This is a genomic window from Sporosarcina luteola, assembly GCF_023715585.1.
In the GTDB taxonomy this organism is placed as follows: domain Bacteria; phylum Bacillota; class Bacilli; order Bacillales_A; family Planococcaceae; genus Sporosarcina; species Sporosarcina luteola_D.
Map to the genome: position 1 here is coordinate 119271 of NZ_JAMBOK010000005.1, position 21407 is coordinate 140677.

17 protein-coding genes are annotated in these 21407 nt (G+C 48.3%); 3 read left to right on the plus strand and 14 right to left on the minus strand.

What is annotated here, in order from left to right:
* Nucleotides 1–381: 381 nt before the first annotated feature.
* The 10 genes from gatB to M3193_RS15905 form a co-directional block, all read right to left on the minus strand.
* A complete protein-coding gene (gatB, locus tag M3193_RS15860; protein WP_251629703.1) occupies nucleotides 382–1812 on the minus strand; it encodes an Asp-tRNA(Asn)/Glu-tRNA(Gln) amidotransferase subunit GatB in 1431 nt (476 codons plus the stop codon).
* Nucleotides 1812–3278, minus strand: a complete 1467-nt coding sequence (gatA, locus tag M3193_RS15865) for an Asp-tRNA(Asn)/Glu-tRNA(Gln) amidotransferase subunit GatA (protein WP_251629705.1) — start codon at nucleotides 3276–3278, stop codon at nucleotides 1812–1814. The genes gatB and gatA overlap by 1 nt, the downstream gene beginning before the upstream one ends.
* A gap of 24 nt (nucleotides 3279–3302) precedes the next feature.
* Entirely contained in the window at nucleotides 3303–3590 is a 288-nt protein-coding gene (gene gatC, locus M3193_RS15870; protein ID WP_251629707.1) for an Asp-tRNA(Asn)/Glu-tRNA(Gln) amidotransferase subunit GatC, read from the minus strand.
* Between the two features lie 111 nt (nucleotides 3591–3701).
* Nucleotides 3702–4820 (minus strand): CamS family sex pheromone protein, encoded by a 1119-nt coding sequence (locus tag M3193_RS15875; RefSeq protein WP_251629709.1) that lies wholly within the window; start codon nucleotides 4818–4820, stop codon nucleotides 3702–3704.
* Nucleotides 4821–4826: 6 nt separating this feature from the next.
* Complete coding sequence (gene ligA, locus M3193_RS15880) at nucleotides 4827–6836, minus strand: NAD-dependent DNA ligase LigA (RefSeq protein ID WP_251629711.1); 2010 nt, start codon at nucleotides 6834–6836, stop codon at nucleotides 4827–4829.
* Between the two features lie 12 nt (nucleotides 6837–6848).
* The gene (gene pcrA / locus M3193_RS15885; protein ID WP_251629713.1) at nucleotides 6849–9083 is read right to left on the minus strand and encodes a DNA helicase PcrA; all 2235 of its coding nucleotides are present in this window, start codon (nucleotides 9081–9083) and stop codon (nucleotides 6849–6851) included.
* Nucleotides 9084–9134: 51 nt separating this feature from the next.
* Nucleotides 9135–9830: a heptaprenylglyceryl phosphate synthase gene (locus M3193_RS15890; RefSeq protein WP_251629715.1), complete on the minus strand. Its 696-nt coding sequence runs from the start codon at nucleotides 9828–9830 to the stop codon at nucleotides 9135–9137.
* A 111-nt stretch (nucleotides 9831–9941) separates the two neighbouring features.
* Nucleotides 9942–10259, minus strand: coding sequence for a YerC/YecD family TrpR-related protein (locus M3193_RS15895; protein WP_251629722.1), 318 nt, complete (start codon nucleotides 10257–10259; stop codon nucleotides 9942–9944).
* 24 nt (nucleotides 10260–10283) lie between these two features.
* Nucleotides 10284–11363, minus strand: coding sequence for a DUF3048 domain-containing protein (locus M3193_RS15900; RefSeq protein ID WP_251629724.1), 1080 nt, complete (start codon nucleotides 11361–11363; stop codon nucleotides 10284–10286).
* 9 nt (nucleotides 11364–11372) lie between these two features.
* Nucleotides 11373–13091: an adenine deaminase C-terminal domain-containing protein gene (locus M3193_RS15905; RefSeq protein WP_251629726.1), complete on the minus strand. Its 1719-nt coding sequence runs from the start codon at nucleotides 13089–13091 to the stop codon at nucleotides 11373–11375.
* Nucleotides 13092–13269: 178 nt separating this feature from the next.
* On the opposite strand from M3193_RS15905, the gene M3193_RS15910 reads away from it, so the two are divergent.
* The 3 genes from M3193_RS15910 to M3193_RS15920 are packed head-to-tail and all read left to right on the plus strand — an operon-like array spanning nucleotide 13270 to nucleotide 16838.
* Nucleotides 13270–14619 (plus strand): spore germination protein, encoded by a 1350-nt coding sequence (locus M3193_RS15910; protein WP_251629735.1) that lies wholly within the window; start codon nucleotides 13270–13272, stop codon nucleotides 14617–14619.
* Nucleotides 14620–15738 carry a GerAB/ArcD/ProY family transporter gene (locus M3193_RS15915; protein ID WP_251629738.1) on the plus strand — a complete coding sequence of 373 codons (1119 nt, stop codon included), beginning with the start codon at nucleotides 14620–14622 and terminating at the stop codon, nucleotides 15736–15738.
* Nucleotides 15717–16838, plus strand: coding sequence for a Ger(x)C family spore germination protein (locus tag M3193_RS15920; protein WP_251629740.1), 1122 nt, complete (start codon nucleotides 15717–15719; stop codon nucleotides 16836–16838). The genes M3193_RS15915 and M3193_RS15920 overlap by 22 nt, the downstream gene beginning before the upstream one ends.
* A 104-nt stretch (nucleotides 16839–16942) precedes the next feature.
* On the opposite strand, the gene purD is transcribed toward M3193_RS15920, so the two are convergent.
* Genes purD through purM form a run of 4 tightly spaced genes read right to left on the minus strand, consistent with a single transcriptional unit; the run spans nucleotide 16943 to nucleotide 21398 of the window.
* Entirely contained in the window at nucleotides 16943–18202 is a 1260-nt protein-coding gene (gene purD, locus M3193_RS15925) for a phosphoribosylamine--glycine ligase (protein ID WP_251629742.1), read from the minus strand.
* Between the two features lie 18 nt (nucleotides 18203–18220).
* Nucleotides 18221–19756 carry a bifunctional phosphoribosylaminoimidazolecarboxamide formyltransferase/IMP cyclohydrolase gene (purH, locus tag M3193_RS15930; protein ID WP_251629750.1) on the minus strand — a complete coding sequence of 512 codons (1536 nt, stop codon included), beginning with the start codon at nucleotides 19754–19756 and terminating at the stop codon, nucleotides 18221–18223.
* Nucleotides 19753–20343 carry a phosphoribosylglycinamide formyltransferase gene (gene purN, locus M3193_RS15935; RefSeq protein WP_251629753.1) on the minus strand — a complete coding sequence of 197 codons (591 nt, stop codon included), beginning with the start codon at nucleotides 20341–20343 and terminating at the stop codon, nucleotides 19753–19755. The genes purH and purN overlap by 4 nt, the downstream gene beginning before the upstream one ends.
* A complete protein-coding gene (gene purM / locus M3193_RS15940; RefSeq protein ID WP_251629757.1) occupies nucleotides 20340–21398 on the minus strand; it encodes a phosphoribosylformylglycinamidine cyclo-ligase in 1059 nt (352 codons plus the stop codon). The genes purN and purM overlap by 4 nt, the downstream gene beginning before the upstream one ends.
* Nucleotides 21399–21407: the final 9 nt, after the last annotated feature.

Below are 21407 nucleotides of genomic sequence, written 5' to 3' on the forward strand. Positions count from 1 at the left end.
AAATCAAGGAAGCCTGCAATCAATATCCTGCTCCCTTAGGGGCGCAGAAAACATTGCTCGTAACGCTACGCTTTTACTCGCAAACGCCGTTCTTCGTTACGATGTTCGCTCCAATCCTGCATCTAATAAATAAAAAGTATTCATTTTCTTAAGTGTACGGCTATTCGCTGCCCGAATCAAATAGGATGCAAAACAAAAGCAGAGGGCGCTCGCTCAGCTGCGACAGGCATAAGGCAAAGATACAGAGTGGCGTTCTATGCCACTCAGGAGCTTTGACTTATGACCCGAGTAGCTAGCGCCCGGAGCTAGACGTGAAAAAACGTTAAAACGCCCTATACGGAAACTTTCGCAAGATCCGTATAGGACGATTCAATTTCGGACTTATCGCTTGTTGATTTCCTCAAGGAGGATTTTATTCACTAATGGCGGGTTTGCTTGTCCCTTTGTTGCTTTCATGACTTGTCCGACGAGGAAGCCGACTGCGCGGTCCTTACCGTTTTTGAAGTCTTCGATCGATTGTTCATTCGCATCGAGAATTTCCGTCACGATTGTGCGGAGTGTGCCTTCGTCGGAAATTTGGACAAGGCCTTTCTCTTTTACGATGTCAGCGGCATTCCCACCGTTTTCGATCAGTTCTTTAAACACTTTCTTAGCGATTTTAGAAGAAATTGTGCCATCCGTGATCAATTTGATCATGCTGGATAGACCTTCCGGCGTGAGTGCCGTGTCATGCAGCTCTTTCTGCTCCGCATTCAAGTACGCAGAAACTTCGCCCATCAGCCAGTTGGAAGCGAGCTTCGCATCCGCTCCCGCTTCAACCGTTGCGTCAAAGAAATCGGACATCTCTTTCGTCAACGTCAATACATGTGCGTCATATTCGGACAGTTCCAAATCATTGACATACCTAGCTTTACGCGCATCCGGAAGCTCCGGGATTTCCGCGCGGACACGTTCCTTCCATTCTTGATCGATATGAATTTCCGGGAGATCCGGGTCATTGATGAAGCGGTAGTCATTTGCACTGCCTTTGATACGCATGAGTACAGTTTGGCCAGTTGCCTCGTCATAGCGGCGCGTTTCTTGTTGGATTTCCTCGCCGGACAGAAGAATTTTTTCCTGGCGCTCGACTTCATTCGCAATTCCTCTGCGCACGAAGTTGAAGGAGTTCAAGTTTTTCAATTCGGTTTTCGTTCCGAATTTCTCTTGCCCGAATGGACGCAATGAAATATTGGCGTCACAGCGCAAGGAGCCTTCCTCCATACGAACGTCCGAAACGCCTGTATATTGGATGATCGCTTTCAGTTTTTCAAGGAATGCATACGCTTCTTCCGGAGAGCGGATATCCGCTTCCGTAACGATCTCTATCAACGGCGTACCTTGACGATTCAAGTCGACGAGGGAATAACCGTTGTCGGAGTGCGTCAATTTACCTGCATCCTCTTCAAGATGGACGCGTTCGATGCGGATTTTTTTCTTTTTGCCTTCGACTTCGATTTCAATCCAACCGTTTTGGCCGACTGGACGCTTGTCCTGGGAAATTTGATAAGCCGCCGGGTTATCAGGATAGAAATAATGCTTCCTGTCGAAATTCATGACATCGGCAACTTCACAGTTCAGCGCCATGGAAGCTTTCATACCAAAGTCTACTGCTTGCTTATTCAACGTCGGAAGTGTTCCTGGGTATGCCAAGTCCTTCACATGGATATTCATATTCGGCTCTGCACCGTAATGGGATGGAGCCGGAGAAAAGATTTTTGTATCCGTTTTTAGTTCAACGTGGACTTCAAGTCCTACAATCGTTTCAAAGTTCATTAGTTAGTACCCTCCCCGATAGATGGAGTGCGTTTGTGGAAATCGGTCGCTTGTTCAAACGCGTGCGCCACTTTGTAAATGAGCGCTTCATCGAAGTGCTTCCCGATAATTTGCAGTCCGACCGGCAATCCATTTGAAAAGCCGCAAGGGATTGAAATTGCTGGAATGCCTGCCAAGTTGACCGACACTGTCAAAATGTCGTTTGCATACAGTGTCACTTGGTTTTCCGCGACGCCGCCGATCTCGTAGGCTGTTGTCGCACTCGTCGGTCCTACGATGACATCATAATTGTTAAAGACAGATGCGAAGTCTTGTGCGATCAGCGTACGGACTTTCATCGCTTTAACATACAATTCTTCGTGATGATCCGCGCTTAGTGCGTATGTGCCGTACATAATCCGTTTTTTCACTTCCGTGCCGAACCCTTCTGAACGTGAACGAAGATAGATCTCTTCAAGGTTCTTCGCGCTTTCCGAACGATAGCCGTAACGGATGCCGTCGAATCTCGCGAGATTGGAAGAAGCTTCTGCAGTAGCAATCGTATAGTAAGTTGACGATGCATATTTGGAGTGCGGAAGCGTCACTTCTCCGATAGATGCGCCAAGCGATTCAAGGACTTTTAATGACGCACGAACTTTGTCCTTGACATCCTCTTCAATGCCTTCGCCCAAGTACTCCTTAGGCACAGCAATGCGCAAGCCTTTAATATCGCCAGTCAAAGCGGCTTTGAAATCAGGCACTTGCTGAGGTGAAGACGATGAATCCCTGTGATCGACTCCTGAAATGGCGTTCAACAACAGCGCATTGTCCTCGACAGTCCGTGTGATCGGGCCGATTTGATCCAAAGAGGATGCAAACGCGACGAGACCGCTTCGCGACACTCTGCCGTATGTCGGCTTCATTCCGACGACTCCGCAGAACGCAGCTGGCTGGCGAACCGATCCGCCAGTATCCGTACCGAGTGAAAATGGCACTTCGCCCGCTGCCACAGCGGCTGCAGAACCACCTGAAGAACCGCCAGGCACACAGTCCAAATTCCATGGATTGTGTGTTGTCTGGAAAGCCGAACGTTCAGTTGTGGAACCCATGGCAAACTCGTCCATATTCAATTTACCGACACTGACCATTCCCGCGTCGTTCACTTTTTCTACAGCTGTAGCGTTATAGACAGGTACGAAATTCTCGAGCATCTTGCTTGCACAAGTTGTAGCTGTTCCTTTGGTAACAATATTGTCTTTTATGCCGATCGGCAATCCGAACAGCGGTCCGCGGCCTTCAATCGATGAGTTGTCCAAGGCTTCCGCTTTCGCTAACGCCTCTTCTTCCGTCAACGCCAGGAACGCTTTCACTTTGCCATCCAACGCAGCAATCTGCTTGAATGAATCTTCGGTTACTTCTTTGACAGAGACTTCCCGGTTATGTAAAAGTGCTTGGAGTTCTGCTGCCGTCTTTTTCATTAACGTCATGTTACTTCCTCCTAAAAACAGTTATCACAGGATATTCGGAACTTTGATCATTCCGTCTTCATGCTCTTTTACGCTTGCCAACATTTCGTCGCGATCCAGTACATCTTGCGGGACGTCTTCCCGGAGCACATTGAACATCTGCAACGGATGAGTCATCGGCTCTATGTTATCTGTATCCACTTCCTTCAACGCATCACCAAATTCTACAAGTTCGGAAATGATTTCAGAAAAAACTTCCGCTTCTTGATCCGAAAAAGTGAGTTTCGCAAAGTTCGCGAAATAATGTACGTCTTCTGCCGTAAATTTCGTCATTTGATTTCCTCCCCAATTGCAATTGTACGACTTATCATACCACCTAACAGGTATGTTGAAAAGCAACTGCGCCCATGGCTGACAGCATGGACGCACATTCAAACTGATCTTCTAGTATCCATAAATATGGACGAACGGTTCATTACTGCCTGCTTCCTTGACAATGAGCGCCTCCGGGCCGTTCACCGAGGTGACACTCACTTCGACATCGATATTGGGAAAGTGCTTAATGACGTGCGAAGCCAAGAACTGTGTGAAGCCAATGACTTCACCTTTCCCGAAAAACTGGATCGGTATGTCGATGGAAATGGATTGCATACGTTTATCTTTGAAAAAACCTTTTCCGATCACGTTGACGAAGCTCGGAAAATAGTCATCGATATCCTGCTTGAATTTGCTGAATGTCGTATTGATTTCTCGGTAATTGTCGATGTCGGCGGGAGCGGGAAGCAACACGTACCGTTCATTCACTTCTTTCCATCCGGAAGCTGCTGATTTGCCTTTATCAGCAAAAGCGGTAGCGAAATAAGTACCCGGGACAATCGCATTCCTCTTCTCCTGTTTGAACAGGCCGATAACTATCGGAATATCCTGGAACCCTTCTTTTGCACGCATCCTGCTGACGATTTTATCCGCCATGGCGATGCCTTGCTTTTCAAGTACCGAATCCGTTATTTCAATCTCTTTCCCGTCTTTGGAATAATAGACGGAATTCAAGGCAAGTCCAATTGAAACACCGGACAGACGTACTTTCTTTTCGTCCGTCAGCGTCAAATAGTTTTGCTCGATAATATGCGCCAAATAGATCGGCTTCTCTTCCGCATCTTCCCCTTCCGCTTCAGGGGGATTCAAGCCTTGTTCATTGGTTGAACTTCTGGCAAGCCATGCGCGTGCAGTTTTCCCATCGATATACTGGCCTTCTTGGAAGAAATAGTTTTTCGTGTCGAAATGCTGGGCGGATAAACGCAATAGCCCTTCTTCCGCTTCCCCGATATCATATTTCGTATAGATATTACTCACGACAAGGCCGCGGCTAGCGCTTTTCTTGAACGGGGTGACTGTCTTGTAATATGTGTCATTCACCTGTACATCTGGAATCAAGACAGTTTCTTCAACCTGTTCCTCATCATTTTCCTGGATGACTTCCTCTTTGTTGGGTCCGATGGACGGCATACAGCCGCTTAACGTAAGGACAACCGCCATGCCAGTTAGTGCAAATAGCCTTTTCATTGAAATTTACTCCTTTTCGCCGAGCGCGTCGACCAACTCTGTTTCGTTCCATACTGTAATACCGAGTTCCTCTGCCTTCACGAGCTTCGATCCGGCCTCTTCCCCGGCTATGACAAGATCCGTCTTTTTGCTGACGCTTCCACTCACTTTACCGCCAAGCGCTTCAATCCGCTCTTTTGCTTCATTGCGCGTCAATATCAAAAGCTTGCCCGTCAATACTACTGTTTTACCGGCAAATGGGCCTTCGGTCGGAAGCTCTTGGCGTACTCTTCCTTTGTAGTCCATATTGACGCCGTATGTCTTCAGCTTGCCGATCACTTCCAGCACATCTTCATTAGCGAAGAACGTGATGACTGCGTCTGCTACTTTATCGCCGATTTCGTGAATCGATGTAAGCCGATCTGCATCCGCTTTAGCGATTTCGTCCAGTGTTCCGAATTCCTCCGACAAGATATGTGCAGCTCTTACCCCGACATGCCGTATGCCAAGGCCGAACAGCAGCTTCTCCAAGGAATTCGTTTTGGATGCTTCGATTGCATTCAACAAATTCGTCGCGGACTTCTCTCCCATACGCTCCAATGACAATAGCTGCTCCTTCGTCAAACCGTATAGGTCCGAAACGTCATGGACGAGACTGGATGTATACAATTGATCGACCACCCGCTCGCCGATCCCTTCAATATTCATCGCATTACGGGAAACGAAGTGGATGAGCGCTTCCTTCATCTGCGCAGGGCATTGCGGATTGACACAACGGAGCGCCACTTCGCCTTCGATCCTGACAAGTTCGGAATTACAGACCGGACAATTTTCAGGCATATGATACGGTTCTTCATTCCCTTTCCGCTGATCGATCAATACAGTGACGACTTCAGGAATGATATCCCCCGCTTTCCGGATGACGACTGCGTCACCAATACGGATATCCTTTTCACGGATGAGGTCCTCGTTATGGAGGGAAGCCCTTGCGACTGTCGTTCCTGCCACTTGGACCGGTTCCAAAATGGCGGTCGGGGTAACGACCCCTGTCCTGCCGACGCTCAACTCGATATCGAGAAGCTTCGTATGGACTTCTTCCGCCGGGAATTTGTAAGCGGTCGCCCATCGCGGACTTTTTGCCGTGAAGCCAAGCTGCTCCTGATCTTCATAGCTGTCCACTTTAATGACGATTCCGTCGATTTCATAGTCCAGGTCCTGCCTGCGTTCCTGCCAGGACTCTATATATTCGAGCACTTCCTCGATCGTTTTGCACCGCTTGCTTTTGTTATTCGTTTCGAAGCCGATCGATGCGAGAAAATCGAGCGAATCGGAATGGCTGTCCTGCCCGTAGGCTGTTCCATCTCCACCGACTCCATAGATGAATACCGCAAGATTGCGGCTCGCGGCTATTTTCGGATCGAGCTGCCGAAGTGATCCTGCAGCTGCATTACGTGGATTCGCGAATGGCTCTTCACCGTTTTCATCCCGCGCTTCATTCAATCTCATGAACGATTTCTTCGGCATATAAGCTTCCCCGCGGACTTCAATTGTCACCGGTTCAGATAGCTTCAGCGGAATGGTCCGGATCGTCTTCAAATTCGCGGTGATTTCCTCTCCGACCGTCCCGTCCCCTCGCGTCGAACCTTGAACGAACATCCCGTTTTCATATTTTAATGAAACAGCAAGTCCGTCAATCTTCAATTCACAAATGTACGTGGCATTCCCCGCCTCCGCTTGCACTCGTCTGTCGAAGTCGCGTATATCCTCTTCGTTAAACACATTCGACAAGCTCAGCATCGGGTATTCGTGGACGACTTTGCTGAAACCTTCAAGCACTTCCCCGCCTACCCGCTGCGACGGCGAATCGGGAAAGATCAGATCGGGATTTTCCGCCTCGATGGCAAGCAATTCCTGCATGAGGCTGTCATAGACGGAATCAGGCACGGCCGGCTTGTCCAGCACATAATACGCATGCCCGTACTCCTTCAGCAGATCATTGAGCTCCTGTACACGTCTTTCAACTGCATTGCGATCCATTCTGTCCTCTCCCTACGCTTTTTCTATCGGTGCAAATTTGGCAAGAAGCCGTTTGATGCCTACCGGTTCCGGGAACGCGATATCAAGTTCCAGATCATCGTGATTTCCTTTGACGCTAACGACCATGCCCGTCCCCCATGATTTATGGATCGCTTTGTCGCCCGCCTTCCAGCCCATCTTTTCTCCGCCGCTTGTTTTATAGACCGGCCTTTTGACAGCGGGGCGCACCGGTGCTTCCCCACGCGAAAACCCGCCATATGAAAAGCCTTGATTGTTATTGGAAGTCACTTCGATAATATCATCTGAAATCTCATTTAAGAAACGGGAAGGATTATTAATACTTGAGCGGCCGAACAATGTCCGGTAGGAAGCGCAAGTCAAAAAGAGCCGGCGTTCCGCACGGGTGATTGCCACATAGGCAAGCCTGCGCTCCTCTTCCATTTCTTCATCGTCGCCGATTGATCTGACATGCGGGAAGATGTTCTCTTCCATGCCGATGACAAAAACGACCGGGAATTCGAGCCCTTTCGCCGCGTGCATTGTCATTAGGACGATTTTTTCCGTCGATTGGTTCTCTTCTTTATCCAACGAATCGATATCGGCAATCAACGCAAGGTCTGTCAGGAATGCGACGAGCGAACGGTCGCCTTCCTCCTCTTCGGCCCTCTTTTCGAAAGCTTCCGTGACGGAAAGGAATTCCTCAATATTTTCCAGCCGGCTTTCCGATTCAATCGTTTTCTCGCGGAGGAGCATTTCACGATAGCCCGTCTTTTCAAGCACCTGTTCAACAAGTTCCGTAACGGACAAGTATTCCTGCATTTGTGTAAATCCGCTGATCATATCCCTGAATTTAGAGGCTTCGTTTGCGGCCCTTGCCGTCAGCCCCATGAAATGGACCTCCTGCAACGCATCGAATACAGATCGGTCGTTCTCGATAGCGAATGATGCCATCCGTTCGAAAGAAGTCGCCCCGATGCTCCGCTTCGGTTCGTTTATGATCCGCGCGAGCGCTAAGTCGTCGTCGTTATTTGCAATCAATCGCAAATAGGCGAGCAAGTCCTTGATCTCTTTGCGGTCATAGAACTTCGTGCCGCCAACAATTGTATAATCGAGATTCGATTTCACCAGAAATTCCTCAATGACACGGGATTGGGCATTCGTCCGGTAAAGGATCGCGAATTGATCCAGCTTCAGGTTTTCACGTTCTTTCAGCTCGATGATCTGCTGGACGATGAACTGGGATTCGTCCTTTTCATCGGAGGCCTTATAGATCGTGATGGAATCACCCTCAGCATTATCCGTACGCAGTTTCTTGTCGTAGCGGCTCCGGTTGTTCTGGATGACGTCATTCGCCGCCTGCAAAATCGTTTTCGTCGAACGGTAATTCTGCTCGAGCAAAATGACGGTCGCATCACGATAATCCTTCTCGAATGAAAGGATGTTGCCGATGTCTGCGCCGCGCCATCTGTAGATTGATTGGTCGGAGTCACCTACGACGCACAGATTACGGAATTTCGCGGCTAGCATGTTGACAAGCCTGTATTGGGCATTGTTCGTATCTTGGTATTCATCAACGTGGATGTATTGGAATTTATTTTGATAAAACTCGAGGACTTCAGGGACGCGTTCGAATAATTTGAGAGTCATCATGATGAGGTCGTCAAAATCAAGCGATTGGTTTTGTCGCAGTTTTTTCGTATAGCCTTCGTAGATGTCTGCAATCGTCTTTTCGTAAGGATTCTGCGGGTTGATTTGCCCTTTATACATTTCCGCATCGATGCATTCGTTTTTCGCCGAGCTGATTGCTCCGAGCATTGCACGCGGGTCGTATTGCTTCGGATCGATATTTCGCTCCTTCAGCACATTTTTAATGGCCGTCAATTGGTCAGATGAATCGAGGATCGTGAAGCTTTTCGAGATACCGATCCGGTCAATGTCCCTCCGTAAAATCCGGACGCACATCGAGTGGAATGTCGAAACCCACATCCGTTCACCAGAACCGGGTCCAAGCAGGCCGTTGATCCGTTCGCGCATTTCGCGGGCTGCCTTGTTCGTAAACGTGATTGCCAATACATTGGAAGGGTACACCCCTTTTTCCACGATCAAGTAAGCGATCCGGTGGGTCAGCACCCGAGTCTTCCCGGATCCTGCGCCCGCCATGATCAGCAGTGGCCCTTCTGTCTTTTTCACTGCGCGGGCTTGTTCAGGGTTCATGCCTGCAAGCAGATTCTGCGCGATTTCCTTCATACTTCATACCGCCTTTCAAAAGAACGTTTGTTCTTCATTATATCTTAAAACTTATCTATTGGATACCGATTTCACCGCTTTTACCGTCGACAGGGCAGCCTGCAGATCTTCATAGATGATGTTGCCTACAATGACCGTATCTGCAAACTCCGCCATCATTTTAGCATCTGCCGCATTGCGGATTCCGCCGCCGTAAAACAACTTCGTCTGCTCAAGGACACGCGCCGCAGCTTTGACAATAGCAGGATCGCCGAGCATTCCGCTATATTCCAAATAAAATACAGGCAGTTTGAACAGATGCTCCGCCATCCGCGCATAGGCGATGACATCCTCTTCATCGGGAGCTTCCTTTACACCGGTGAGATGGGCCGCTTTGCAATCTGTGTTGACGATTACATAGCCTTCCGCGATGACTTCATCCCAATCCATCATATGGCCGTATTCCTTCAAAGCGGCATGATGGATGCCGTTCACCCATTTTGTATCCGTCGAATTCAAGACCGTCGGGATGAAATAATAATCGAATCCCATCGACACCGATTCGACAGTCGACACCTCAAGCGCAACAGGCACTGAGAATCTTCGGATGCGCGCCAGAAGGTCAAGGACGTTTTCAAGTGTCACGCCATCCGTTCCTCCGATAATGATGCCGTCTGTTCCGGATTCTGCAAGCTGTTCGAGATCTCTATCCGCCAATTGTTTTGCGGGGTCCACTTTAAAGGCGTGGCGCCAATTCATATAATCCATTTTAGCTTCCACCTACTTCTGCAATTGCTTTTTGGATGCGCTCCAGTTACTTCGCGCTTCTGCTATTTCCCAGTATACCAAAAAAACCGGACGGATAGTTTCTCCGCCCGATCACTTCTTGTCATTATTGTCCGCAAGCTCTGGATAGAGGCGGTCAAGTACAGTGTTATATCCGCCGGATCCGTAATCGACGCATCGTCTCACTCTAGAGATTGTCGCAGTGCTTGCGCCGGTTTCATTTTGAATCCGATCATACGTCTTTTTCTGCCTCAATGCATGCGCGACTTCGAGACGCTGTGCCAATGATTGCAGTTCGCTCATTGTGGCAAGGTCGTCAAAGAACATATAGCATTCTTCCAGATCCTTCAATTCCAATATCGCTTTAAACAGCTGATCCGTTTGTTCACTTCGGATTTTATCGATTTGCATAGTTCCCCCTCTTTCTATCAAGATTTACGGCGTATACGTTACAGATTTTGCAATTCCGGAATGCGTAGGGATGATATGGATCCACGTCTTGCCGGAAACTAATTTTGCTGGAACTCCATTTTCCACCGGTACGAGGAATCCATCAATGTTTTTCCATTCCAGCTCTTTCACGGTTCCCGCTTGGAACAGCATTGCTTTGCCGCCGCTTTCAATATCGACCGATTGCCTTCCGACATTGTCGATCGTTCGATGGTTCGCTTCCATGACGATGAGGTTGGCTAATCCGACTTGTTCTCCGTTCGCTTTATCCATCGTCAGTACTCCATTCACCATCCGGTTATACGTTTCCGTCCCTGGATCGTAGGAGAATGTGTTGATGAAATCCTTATTGGAGCTGAAGCGGACGACGATCATTGATGCGCTATCCCCTATTTTAGCATCCTCTGCCGTTTCATGGTATGCAAATGGAGGGACCTTCGAAATTTCGGTGGATGCACCGACCTTCTCCATCGCAGCCAGTATGTTCTCACCGGTGATATACGAATTATGGGGAGCTTTTCGGTCAGTCGATCTTTTGAACAACGTCCCGTCATATTGCATGCCATTTACATTATCCACGTATCTGCGCGCCAACAGCTTCTGCGCATCGGGGCTATAGCCGTGCGCTACGTAAAATGCATCCATCCCTTTCGAGAGGTAGATGAAATAGTCACGTGCACTTCTAATCGGGCCGACCGTTTCCGGCAGCTCGCTTTGGAACAAAGCTAAAAATCTCGTGACATTCCCTTCAGCCATGAATTCATAAATGACGTCCGCCTGGCTGATCCCCGATTGCGGCCTGGCATGCGGGTGATTGTTGATTGTTGCGAGCACCGGTCTCGTCCAGTTCTCCTCTTCGGTCAACACGCCTGTAAACGGCGCCTGGTAGTGGAGAGAACCGTCTTCCTCCGGCTCTTCCATCAGCTCATCAATTTCGACTTCTTCCATCTCTTCCGGCTCCGGTACAATCTCTTCCGCGCCGGCTTTCTCTCTTTTTGAACACGCTGACAGCAACAGCAACATGATGGCTAGTCCCAACAGCCACCCTCTCTTTTTTCCTTTCATCCGTTCCTCCTATCTTCCCGTCGCCGGAATAATTACTTCATTTTTCATAACTTCATAAAGCCCTATTTGTGTCGCCCGTACATATGGCAAGTGTGTGGATTGAAGGAACAGGAACGTGTAGATGGCATCGCCATGTTTATACCCCCGCTCTGATAACGCTTTTTTCAGTGCAACCTCCCGATCTATTAAAACATCCATATGCTCTGCCGATAGGCCACCGCCGATCGGCAGCGGAATTGACGCAGCAATGTCTCCGTCTTCAACGAGAACCATGCCGCCCTTCATCCGTTTCATTTCATCGAACGCAAACAGCATTGCCTGTTTGTCCTTCCCGATGAGGATGATATCTCCCGTATTTGAATAGGAGGACGCAAAGCCCTGCACGTTCTCCGCGAAGCCTTTGATGACTGTATTCACCCGCCACTCCCCGTTTCGATCAATCAGCATGAGGAAACTTTCATCGTGCTCATTGGAAAGCTTGTCCGCCGACAGGTCAAGTGTCACTTCATACGGCTTCGTAATAACATCATTTACCATTTTAATGCCGATTGTTTCTTTAAAGTCAAAATCCTTTTCATTCAAATTGAAATCCAGTTCGAATGGCGGAACGAGAGACCAATCGACTTGCTTGAAAGGAGCAGTCGCTTCATGATTACGTTTCAGCCATTCACCTTTTGACAGGACGTCCGTCGGTACCGGATTTGTCTCATCCTCCAGGAAATTGAGCGTTGCATATCTTCCTGTCGCGATGATGCCATGCTTATCATCGATGCCGTAGTAACGTGCGACATTATAAGACGCCATCAAATACGCGTCAACCGGTTTCACCCCTGCGTCAAGTGCGACTTGGATGCATTTGTCCATGACCCCATCGATATGGAAGGAAGGCGTCGAGCCATCCGTCGTCATCATGAGATGGTCGAAAACGTCCAACTCCTTGTCGAGTACGCCTTTCAGTAAATTCGGCAAATCCGGACGGATCGATGAATGACGCAACGTTACTGCATACCCTTGCAAGAGGCGGGCTTCCACTTCTTCGGTTGTCATCGCTTCATGATCGCCGTCCGCCCCGAGCAGTTTCATCCTCGCAAGCGTCCGCTGGGAAGCTCCTGGGAAGTGGCCTTCAATCTTTTTCCCTGCTTGTTTAGCTGCATTAACAGAAGCTGTCATATCCGGATCGCCGTTCATGAGGCGCGGCCAACCTGTCAGTTCTCCGCCCATGAGAACATCGTCCCGCTCCAGCCATTCACCAATCGCCTCTTGGTTGAACACTTCCGCTTCATTTTGCAAGACCGTTTGGGAATCAAACCGTGCCCACCAATAAAACGAAAACGGCAGACGATTCAATTGGTCAATCAATTTGAATGCCCTTTCATTTCCGAGGAGCATGAAGAACGTCAAGTTGTCCGATAGGAACGTTGTCGTCCCAAGCCTGCCTGCATAGTCGGCGAAGGTTTCAGGATTGTACAGCTGGAATGGATGGACATGCGGTTCTATATAGCCCGGAACGATTCGTTTACCTGTTGCATCGACGATTTCCGAGCCTTCCGTCATCGCTGGCATTCTGCTGCCTGTATAGACAATCCGATCGTCTTTGATCCATATATTGCCCGTTACCCATTTTTTGAATATGGAATGTAGATACGTCGCATTTTGGATGATGAGGTCAGGAGCGACTTTCCCGTTGATTACCCCGAGTTGTCGTTGGATTTCATGTTGGTCCCACATTTCGATAACCCCTTTTGAAGAGTATTCTTTGTACTTTATCGTAGCATAGCATCCTAGTGAAGAATAGAGTGATTACATTATTTGTATGAAATTTCAGTCGTCAATTTCCATTATGTATTGTTTAAATTGATTGCGGGAACGCTAAAGGGAACTTGCTCAGTTGAAGGGAGAGTTGCAATTGACTGAACAACAGGCCCCTCCATTACTTAATGAACTATCGAAAAAATTCAAGCCCTCGGATGATGTCGTTCAAACGCCTTTGCAAATAAAAGGCCAATGTGCATTCCTATTCTATGTGAGAACAGTTGTCGATGGCGATAAGCTGCAACAGACGGTCATCAAACCATTTTTTGAAATGGCTTCCGAAGAAGACTATGCATCGTATATTCTATCTTTGCCGAATCAAATCGAAATTCCAGAAATAGATAAACTGCTCATGTTAATAAGTGCCGGCGCTGTGATCGTTGCGATTGATAACCAACTATGTTTACTTGAATTGCGCCTAGTCAAAAACAACGAAGTGCAGGAAACGACAATGGAACCGACGATTCATGGGCCTCAAAAAGGATTGAGCGAAGACATTGGAACAACGATCAATCTAATTCGGCAACGGTATCATAGAGCCTCATTAAAAGTCGAAGACATCATTATAGATGATGCGTCTAACATCGCAGTCTCTTTACTTTATGACAGTGATCGGGTCGATCCGGAAGTGTTGAAAAAGATAAAGAAGGAGCTCGGCAATCTTAAAACCCCATTATTCCAATCAGGGGGAGAGCTGCAACATTTCCTTAACAAAAGTAAATTCACTCTCTTCCCAACGGCGATGGTAACGGAACGTCCCGACCGCATCGTCTACAACTTAGTTGCCGGCAAGATCGTCATTGCAATCGACGGAAGCCCGAATGTCATCGTTGTCCCTGTCATCTTTTTTGATTTCATGGCATCAATGGAAGACAATTACCACGTCTCTGCGATATCAGGATTTACGATATTATTAAGGTATCTTGGTTTATTCATGTGTATTGTGCTTCCTAGCTTATATATTGCAATGACATCCTATAACCCGGAGATCCTCAGGATTGAGCTGGCCCTCACTGTTGCGGGAAGTAGGATCGGCGTCCCTTATCCTTCGTTTATCGAAGTGATTTTCATGTTGCTATTTATGGAACTATTGACGGAAGCGAGCATGCGATTACCAAAAGCGGTGAGCGGAACTGCGACAACAGTCGGCGGCCTCATATTAGGGACTGCAGCGACGGAAGCGGCACTGACGTCAACAATTATGGTCATTATCATTTCGGCAGTTGCCATTTCCACATTCGTCATCCCGATTAATGAAATGAGTTTTGCGGTGCGGGTTGTCAGGTTGCTATTAATTATTTACACTTCCCTGTTTGGCATGGTCGGTCTGCTGATCGGGTTTTTAGGCATCATTATGTTTATGGCTAATAAGGATAGCTTAGGCACACCTTATTTGAAGATTCCATGGAAGAGCAAGACCAATGAATTGGAAGGTGGACAATAAATGAGCCGCTTCCTTTTCTATTTGATCATCATTAATATGCTGACAAATATGGTTTCCATAACGCCTAGAATTTTAATTGCGGGAAGTGCTAAAGGGACAATCCTATCTATGATTGTTGCCCTGATCTTGGGTATCTGGTTGACTTATATCCTCGTCATCCTGTTTAGGTCATTTCCCGGTCAAGATTTGCCTGAGATCTTACATGCGTATGCTCCGAAATGGATGGCGACGCCCGTTCTCCTTTTTTTAAGTGTAGCCTGGTATGTCGCAGGCCTTTTCACAATCATTATCTATACATTTATCATTCTTCGGTTTCTTACGCCTGAAATGTCAATTTACGTAATCGTGTTGACGTTTGCCATTGTCGTCACGTATGGAGTCTTCATGGCGACAAAAAACATATTATATATGAGTGAAATTATCTTTGTTCTCGTTGTTCCGTTCATCATCTTCATTCAAATAAAAGGTTATATAAGTCCTGAACTGAATTGGGATTATGTACGTATTGCTCTTATGGAATTTAATCATCTCCCAGACTATGGAGCTCTTACATCGTCCCTTTTCATTGTCGTCGGTACCGCGAACTTGGTAATTTTCAATCGTGTTTTTTTGAATCTTAAGAAGCTGACAGGTAAAGGGACTGCGCTTCTTGCATTCATTTGCACGTATGTCCTTGCTACCACCTATTTCCTTCCGATCGGTTTTGGCGGATTCGATTCCTTGGAAAACGTCCTCTATCCATGGATCATGACAAGTGATTCCATCCGGATGAAATTCGGGATCATCGAAAGAGTGGTCTTCCTTTTCATCGGCGCCTTTTTAGCACTCGGCGTGGTCAGTATAATTATTCATTGGCATGTGTCCATCCAATTGCTATCGAGCGTCATTCAATTTAAACGTTTCAAATGGAGAAAATTCAATTTGACGAATCCTTTGATCATGGTTATTTTCTGGGTCGTTGCAATGGTCGTGACAAAATCGATTACCGCTGAAGGACTTTTTAAAGCTGTCGAAATGTATGATGACTTCGTCTTGCCTGCACTTCTGCTTTTGCTAGTCGGCAGTTTACTTGTAGCGAAGAAAGGGGCTGCTTCCAAATGGCGGGAAAGCAAAAAATGATCAAAGGCTTCCTGACCGCTACTCTGTTGCTCGCCTTGCTTCTCCAAGCCGGCTGTGCATTCAAGGACATCGACAAAAGGACGTTCGTCGTCGGAATCGGAATTGATCCGTCTGAAAAAGTAAAGAATGGCTTCCGGGTGACATTGAAACTGGCAAAACCGATTGGTAATGTCAAACAGGAATCCACCCCGACCTATGCCTATATCTCGCATGATGCCGATACCGTTGCAGTCGCCATCCATGAAATGGAGACTCGTGTCGATACAGTATTGGATTTTGGCCATAACCGGATCATCGTCATGAATAAGGAATTGCTTACAAAGGATCTGGATACTTTCATGGATGCTTTCACCCGGCGCGGGGATATCCAAATGATCTGCTTCGTTGCTGTAGCCGCAAAGACATCCGAAGAAGTGGTTCGATTTGAACCAACTATTGAAGCGCCTGCATCAATCGCTTTATATAACTACTTCGACAATACTGGAACAGAAAGCCCATATGTCGTCACTACGTTTCTTTACGAATTCAGACGGGAAGTTTTGGGGAAAGGGAAAGACACGGTCCTACCGATCATCGGTGTCGATAAGGACAATCAAGAATTTCATGTCACTAAATCGATTGTCCTTAAATGGGGAGCGAAGCCTGTGGAGTTGACCGCCGAAGAAACAAAGTATTACAATTCGCTGGTTAACAAAGCTGTCGGGTTCAGTTATAAAATTGAAGAAGACAGCATGTTCCTGGTGCTGAATGTCACTGAAGTGAAATTCAAATACAAAATCGTCCTGAACGAAGGCGACCCACGGATCGATATGAAGATTGGGATAGTAGGCAATGTCGGTGAATCCAGTCAAAGGCTGAGCGGGAAGAGTTTGAAGAAATACGATAAATTAGCGGCTGAAGAGATTCAAAAGAAAACAATGGCTTTGTTGACAAAACTTCAAGAAAATAATGTCGATCCATTCGGGTTCGGCTTGCATTATCGGGCGACACGACTATCGCGCAAAGGTCTTGATAAAGAATGGGAGGAGCGCATCTATCCCGAAATCAAATTTAATGTCAAAGTTGATGTTGAACTGCAAAGCACAGGAGCCGTTGAATAAACGACATATATTTCGTGAAGACCGCCTAAAGTTAGAGATGAATAGTACATTTATCAAGTTAAATAGGGAGTGTCACAGAATTTTTTCTGGGACACCCCCTTTTTTCATTTACTTTGGAATGCGCGCCAGCCGATATCCGTCCGGTAGAAAAAGCCATTCCATTCGACTTGATTCAATTGATTGTAAACCTGGTCACGTGCTTCTTCCAATGTTTCCGCTTTTGCTGCAGCAAGCAGGACGCGCCCACCGTTGCCGACAAAATAGTCGTCTTCGGCTTTTGTTCCTGCATGGAAGATTTCGAGGCCGTTGAGTAGGTTTAGATCGGGCAGCCGCGCACCATTCACCACATCGCCTGGATAGCGGTCGGCCGCGATGACAACGCCGAACATTGCGTTATTATGCCATTTCAATTCAAATGGCTGTTTATTCATAAGCGCCATCATGAATTCACCGAAGTCCGACGCCAATCTTGGCAGCACAACCTGTGTTTCCGGATCGCCGAAGCGTGCGTTGAACTCGATCACTTTCGGTCCTTCTTTCGTTAAAATAAGACCCGCGTAAAGAATTCCCGTGAACGGCGCCCCTTCTTCCATCATAGCGCGAACTGTTGGAACAACGACTTTTTCGTACGCTTCTTCGATGACATGCTCCGGAATATGCGGAACCGGAGAGTAGGCGCCCATCCCGCCGGTGTTTGGCCCTCTATCGCCATCATACGCACGCTTATGATCTTGCGCGATGACCATCGGATAGATTTGCCCGTCGTGGACAAATGACATATACGAGAACTCTTCCCCGTCGAGGAATTCCTCGATGACGACGCGGGAGGAGGATTCACCGAACCGTTGATTGCCGATCATATCTTCAACCGCATAAAGCGCTTCTTCAACAGTCATCGCAACGATGACACCTTTTCCAGCTGCCAGTCCGTCCGCTTTCACGACGATCGGCGCTCCTTGCTGACGGATGAATGCCTTAGCCTTTTCAGCGTCCGTGAACGTCCCGTATGCTGCCGTCGGGATATCGTATTTGGTCATTAATTCTTTCGCGAAAGACTTGCTTCCCTCAATTTGAGCAGCAGCCTTCGTCGGTCCGAAAATCAGCAAGCCTTTGTCGGAGAAAAAATCGACAATCCCTTCCGCCAATGGCTGCTCGGGACCGACAAATGTCAAGTCAATCTGTTGTTCAATCGCAAATGAAGCGAGCGCATCGAAATCAGTCCCATTGATCCCGATACATTCCGCATCGTTCCTCATGCCGTCGTTACCCGGTGCGACATACACTTTTGAAACGGACGGCGAGTCGTTGAACTGCTTTGCAATTGCGTGTTCCCGACCGCCACTGCCGATGACGAGTACTTTCATCTGTATCTTCTCCTTCAATCAATGTTTGAAATGACGTACGCCAGTGAACACCATCGCTATGCCATATTCATTCGCCTTCTTGATGGAATCCTCATCTTTCACGGATCCCCCAGGCTGGATAATCGCCGTAATGCCTGCTTTTGCTGCAGCTTCCACGGTATCGTCCATCGGGAAGAATGCATCTGAAGCTAGCGCTGCACCTTTCGCACGTTCACCTGCTTGCGTCAATGCAATTCCTGCAGCTCCTACACGGTTCATCTGCCCCGCTCCGACGCCAAGCGTCCTTTGCGAATCCGACACGACAATCGCATTCGACTTCACATGCTTGACGACCGCCCAACCGAGTTTCAGCGCTTCCCATTCCGCTTCTGTCGGCTCACGGCCCGTTGCGACGCGGATGTCCGCATCATCGAATCCATAAGTATCCGGCTGTTGCATGAGAAGGCCGCCTTCAACTGAAACTGTATTCCAAGCATCTTTTGTATGCTGTTCAAACGGAATCGTCAATAAGCGGATGTTCTTCTTCTTTGTCAAAACTTCTTTTGCTTCATCCGTGAAGGACGGTGCGATGATGATCTCAAGGAAGATGCCTGAAAGCTGTTCTGCTGTTTTCACATCCACTTCACGGTTCAAGGCGATGATGCCTCCGAAGATGGAGACCGGGTCGGCTTCGTATGCTTTATTGAACGCTTCGGTGATTGTTTCGCCCACACCTACTCCGCAAGGATTCATATGTTTCACTGCCACCGCTGCCGGTTGGTTGAATTCCTTGACGATCTGGATGGCTGCGTTCGCGTCTTGGATATTGTTATAGGAAAGCTCTTTGCCGTGCAATTGCTCCGCATTTGCGATGGAGAAGTCCGAACCGAGCGGACGGCTGTAGAACGCCGCCTTCTGATGTGGGTTTTCGCCGTAGCGGAGCGGCTGTTTCAACTCGTATGTAAATGTCACTTGCTCAGGGAATTGTTCGCCTGAAAGGTCTGTCAAGTAACCTGAAATGAGCGCATCATACGCTGCTGTATGGCGGAACACTTTCGCTGCGAGACGACGGCGCGTATCCAGTGTTGTCTGCCCTTCCGTTTGCAGCTCTTCAAGCACTTGGCCGTAGTCCGCCGAATCGACGATTACCGTGACGTAGGCGTGGTTTTTCGCGGATGCGCGTAGCATTGCCGGTCCGCCGATATCAATGTTCTCAATAGCGTCTTCGACGGAAACGTCAGGCTTCGAAATTGTTTCTTTGAATGGATAAAGGTTCACGCAGACAATATGGATCGGCTGAATGCCGTGCTCGCTCATTTGCGCTTGGTGCGCTTCGTCGTCCTGCTTTGCTAGAAGTCCGCCGTGGATCATCGGGTTGAGTGTTTTGACACGGCCTTCCATAATTTCAGGGAAGCTCGTCACTTCGTCGACCGCCGTCACCGCGACGCCGTTCTCCTTCAGATGTTTCATTGTTCCGCCGGTTGACAGAATTTCATAGTCAAGCGCTTCTAGTGCTTTAGCGAATCCCAAGACTCCGTTTTTGTCTGAGACGCTGAGCAATGCCCGTTTTTTCACGAATGAACCCCTCCGTTTGTTAAAATCAACTTCTGCAATGTTTCTTTATAAAGTACATGCTCCACCATATGGATCGCCTCAGCAGTCTTCACCGCATCCCCTTCCACGACAGGAACCGCCACTTGCGCAAGGATCGGACCCGTATCCATCCCTTCATCGACAAGATGGACAGTAACTCCAGTCAGTTTCACACCGTGGGCGATCGCCTGCCCAATTGCGTCTTTTCCCGGGAATGAAGGGAGCAGCGACGGGTGGATATTGACGATGCGTGAAGGATAAGCGGCCAACAACGTCGGTCCGATGAGCCGCATATATCCCGCAAGCACAATCCATTCGACATCTTCTTCATGCAAAATCCCGAGCAATGCTTCCTCATACGCTTGCTTCGACGGGAAGGCTTTCGGCTCCAATGCGACAACTCGGATATCCGTCTTCCTTGCCCGCTCCACAACGAACGATGCGGGTTTGTCTGTCATAACGAGGACGATTTCCGCGTCCAATTCACCTTCGCGGCATGCGTTTTCAAGCGCCTCATAGTTGCTGCCGCTGCCGGAAGCGAACACCGCGATTCTTGCTTTTTCCTTCATTCTGCCAAACTCCCATCATGGCTACCGTTGAAAACGACTCCCGTTCCACTTATGACACGACCGATTTCAAAAGCGTCTTCACCGTGCTCTGCAGCGATTTGAATTGCGCGTTTCGCTTGGTCAGCAGGAAGTGCGATGACAAATCCGATTCCCATATTGAAGACACTGTACAGATCTTTATCGAGGAGATTGCCTTTCTCCTTCAGCATTTTAAAGACTGGCAATACAGGCCACGACCCGAGATCGACTTCAACGCCGAATCCTTCCCTGAACATCCTCGGGAGGTTTTCATAAAAGCCGCCGCCCGTAATATGCCCCATTGAATGGACGTCAAGCTCCTCATGGATTTGCATGACAGGCTTCGCATAGATTTTCGTCGGTTCAAGCAAAGCAGCTCCAACCTTGCCAAGCTCCTCGAACCCAGCGATATACTCGTCCAGCTTATACCCTTGCTCTTCCAGGACGATTTGGCGGACGAGCGAGAATCCGTTCGAGTGGATACCGCTTGAAGCGATGCCGACAAGCACATCCCCTTCAGCAACTTTTTCCCCTGTAACGACTTTGCTCTTTTCGCATGCTCCGACCGCAAATCCCGCCAAATCATATTCCTCGACATCATAAAGCCCCGGCATTTCAGCCGTCTCACCGCCGATCAACGCCGCACCCGACTGCACGCAGCCGTCCGCGATTCCCTTTACGATCGCCTCGACCTTTTCAGGAACCGCTTTCCCAAGTGCAATATAGTCCAAGAAATAAAGTGGCTCCGCACCTTGGGCAACGATATCATTGACACACATCGCCACACAGTCGATGCCGATCGTATCGTGCTTATCCGCCATGAACGCCAATTTCAATTTCGTGCCGACGCCGTCCGTGCCGGAAATGAGCACAGGCTCTTTGTAAGTAAGCTCCGAAAGATCGAACATCCCTCCGAAACCGCCGAATGCACCTGCAACGCCTTTGCGCGCCGTACGCGCCACATGCGACTTCATCCGTTCAACCGATTCATACCCCGCCTCGATATTCACTCCCGCTTTTTCATACGCCTTTGACATGGAAGTTCC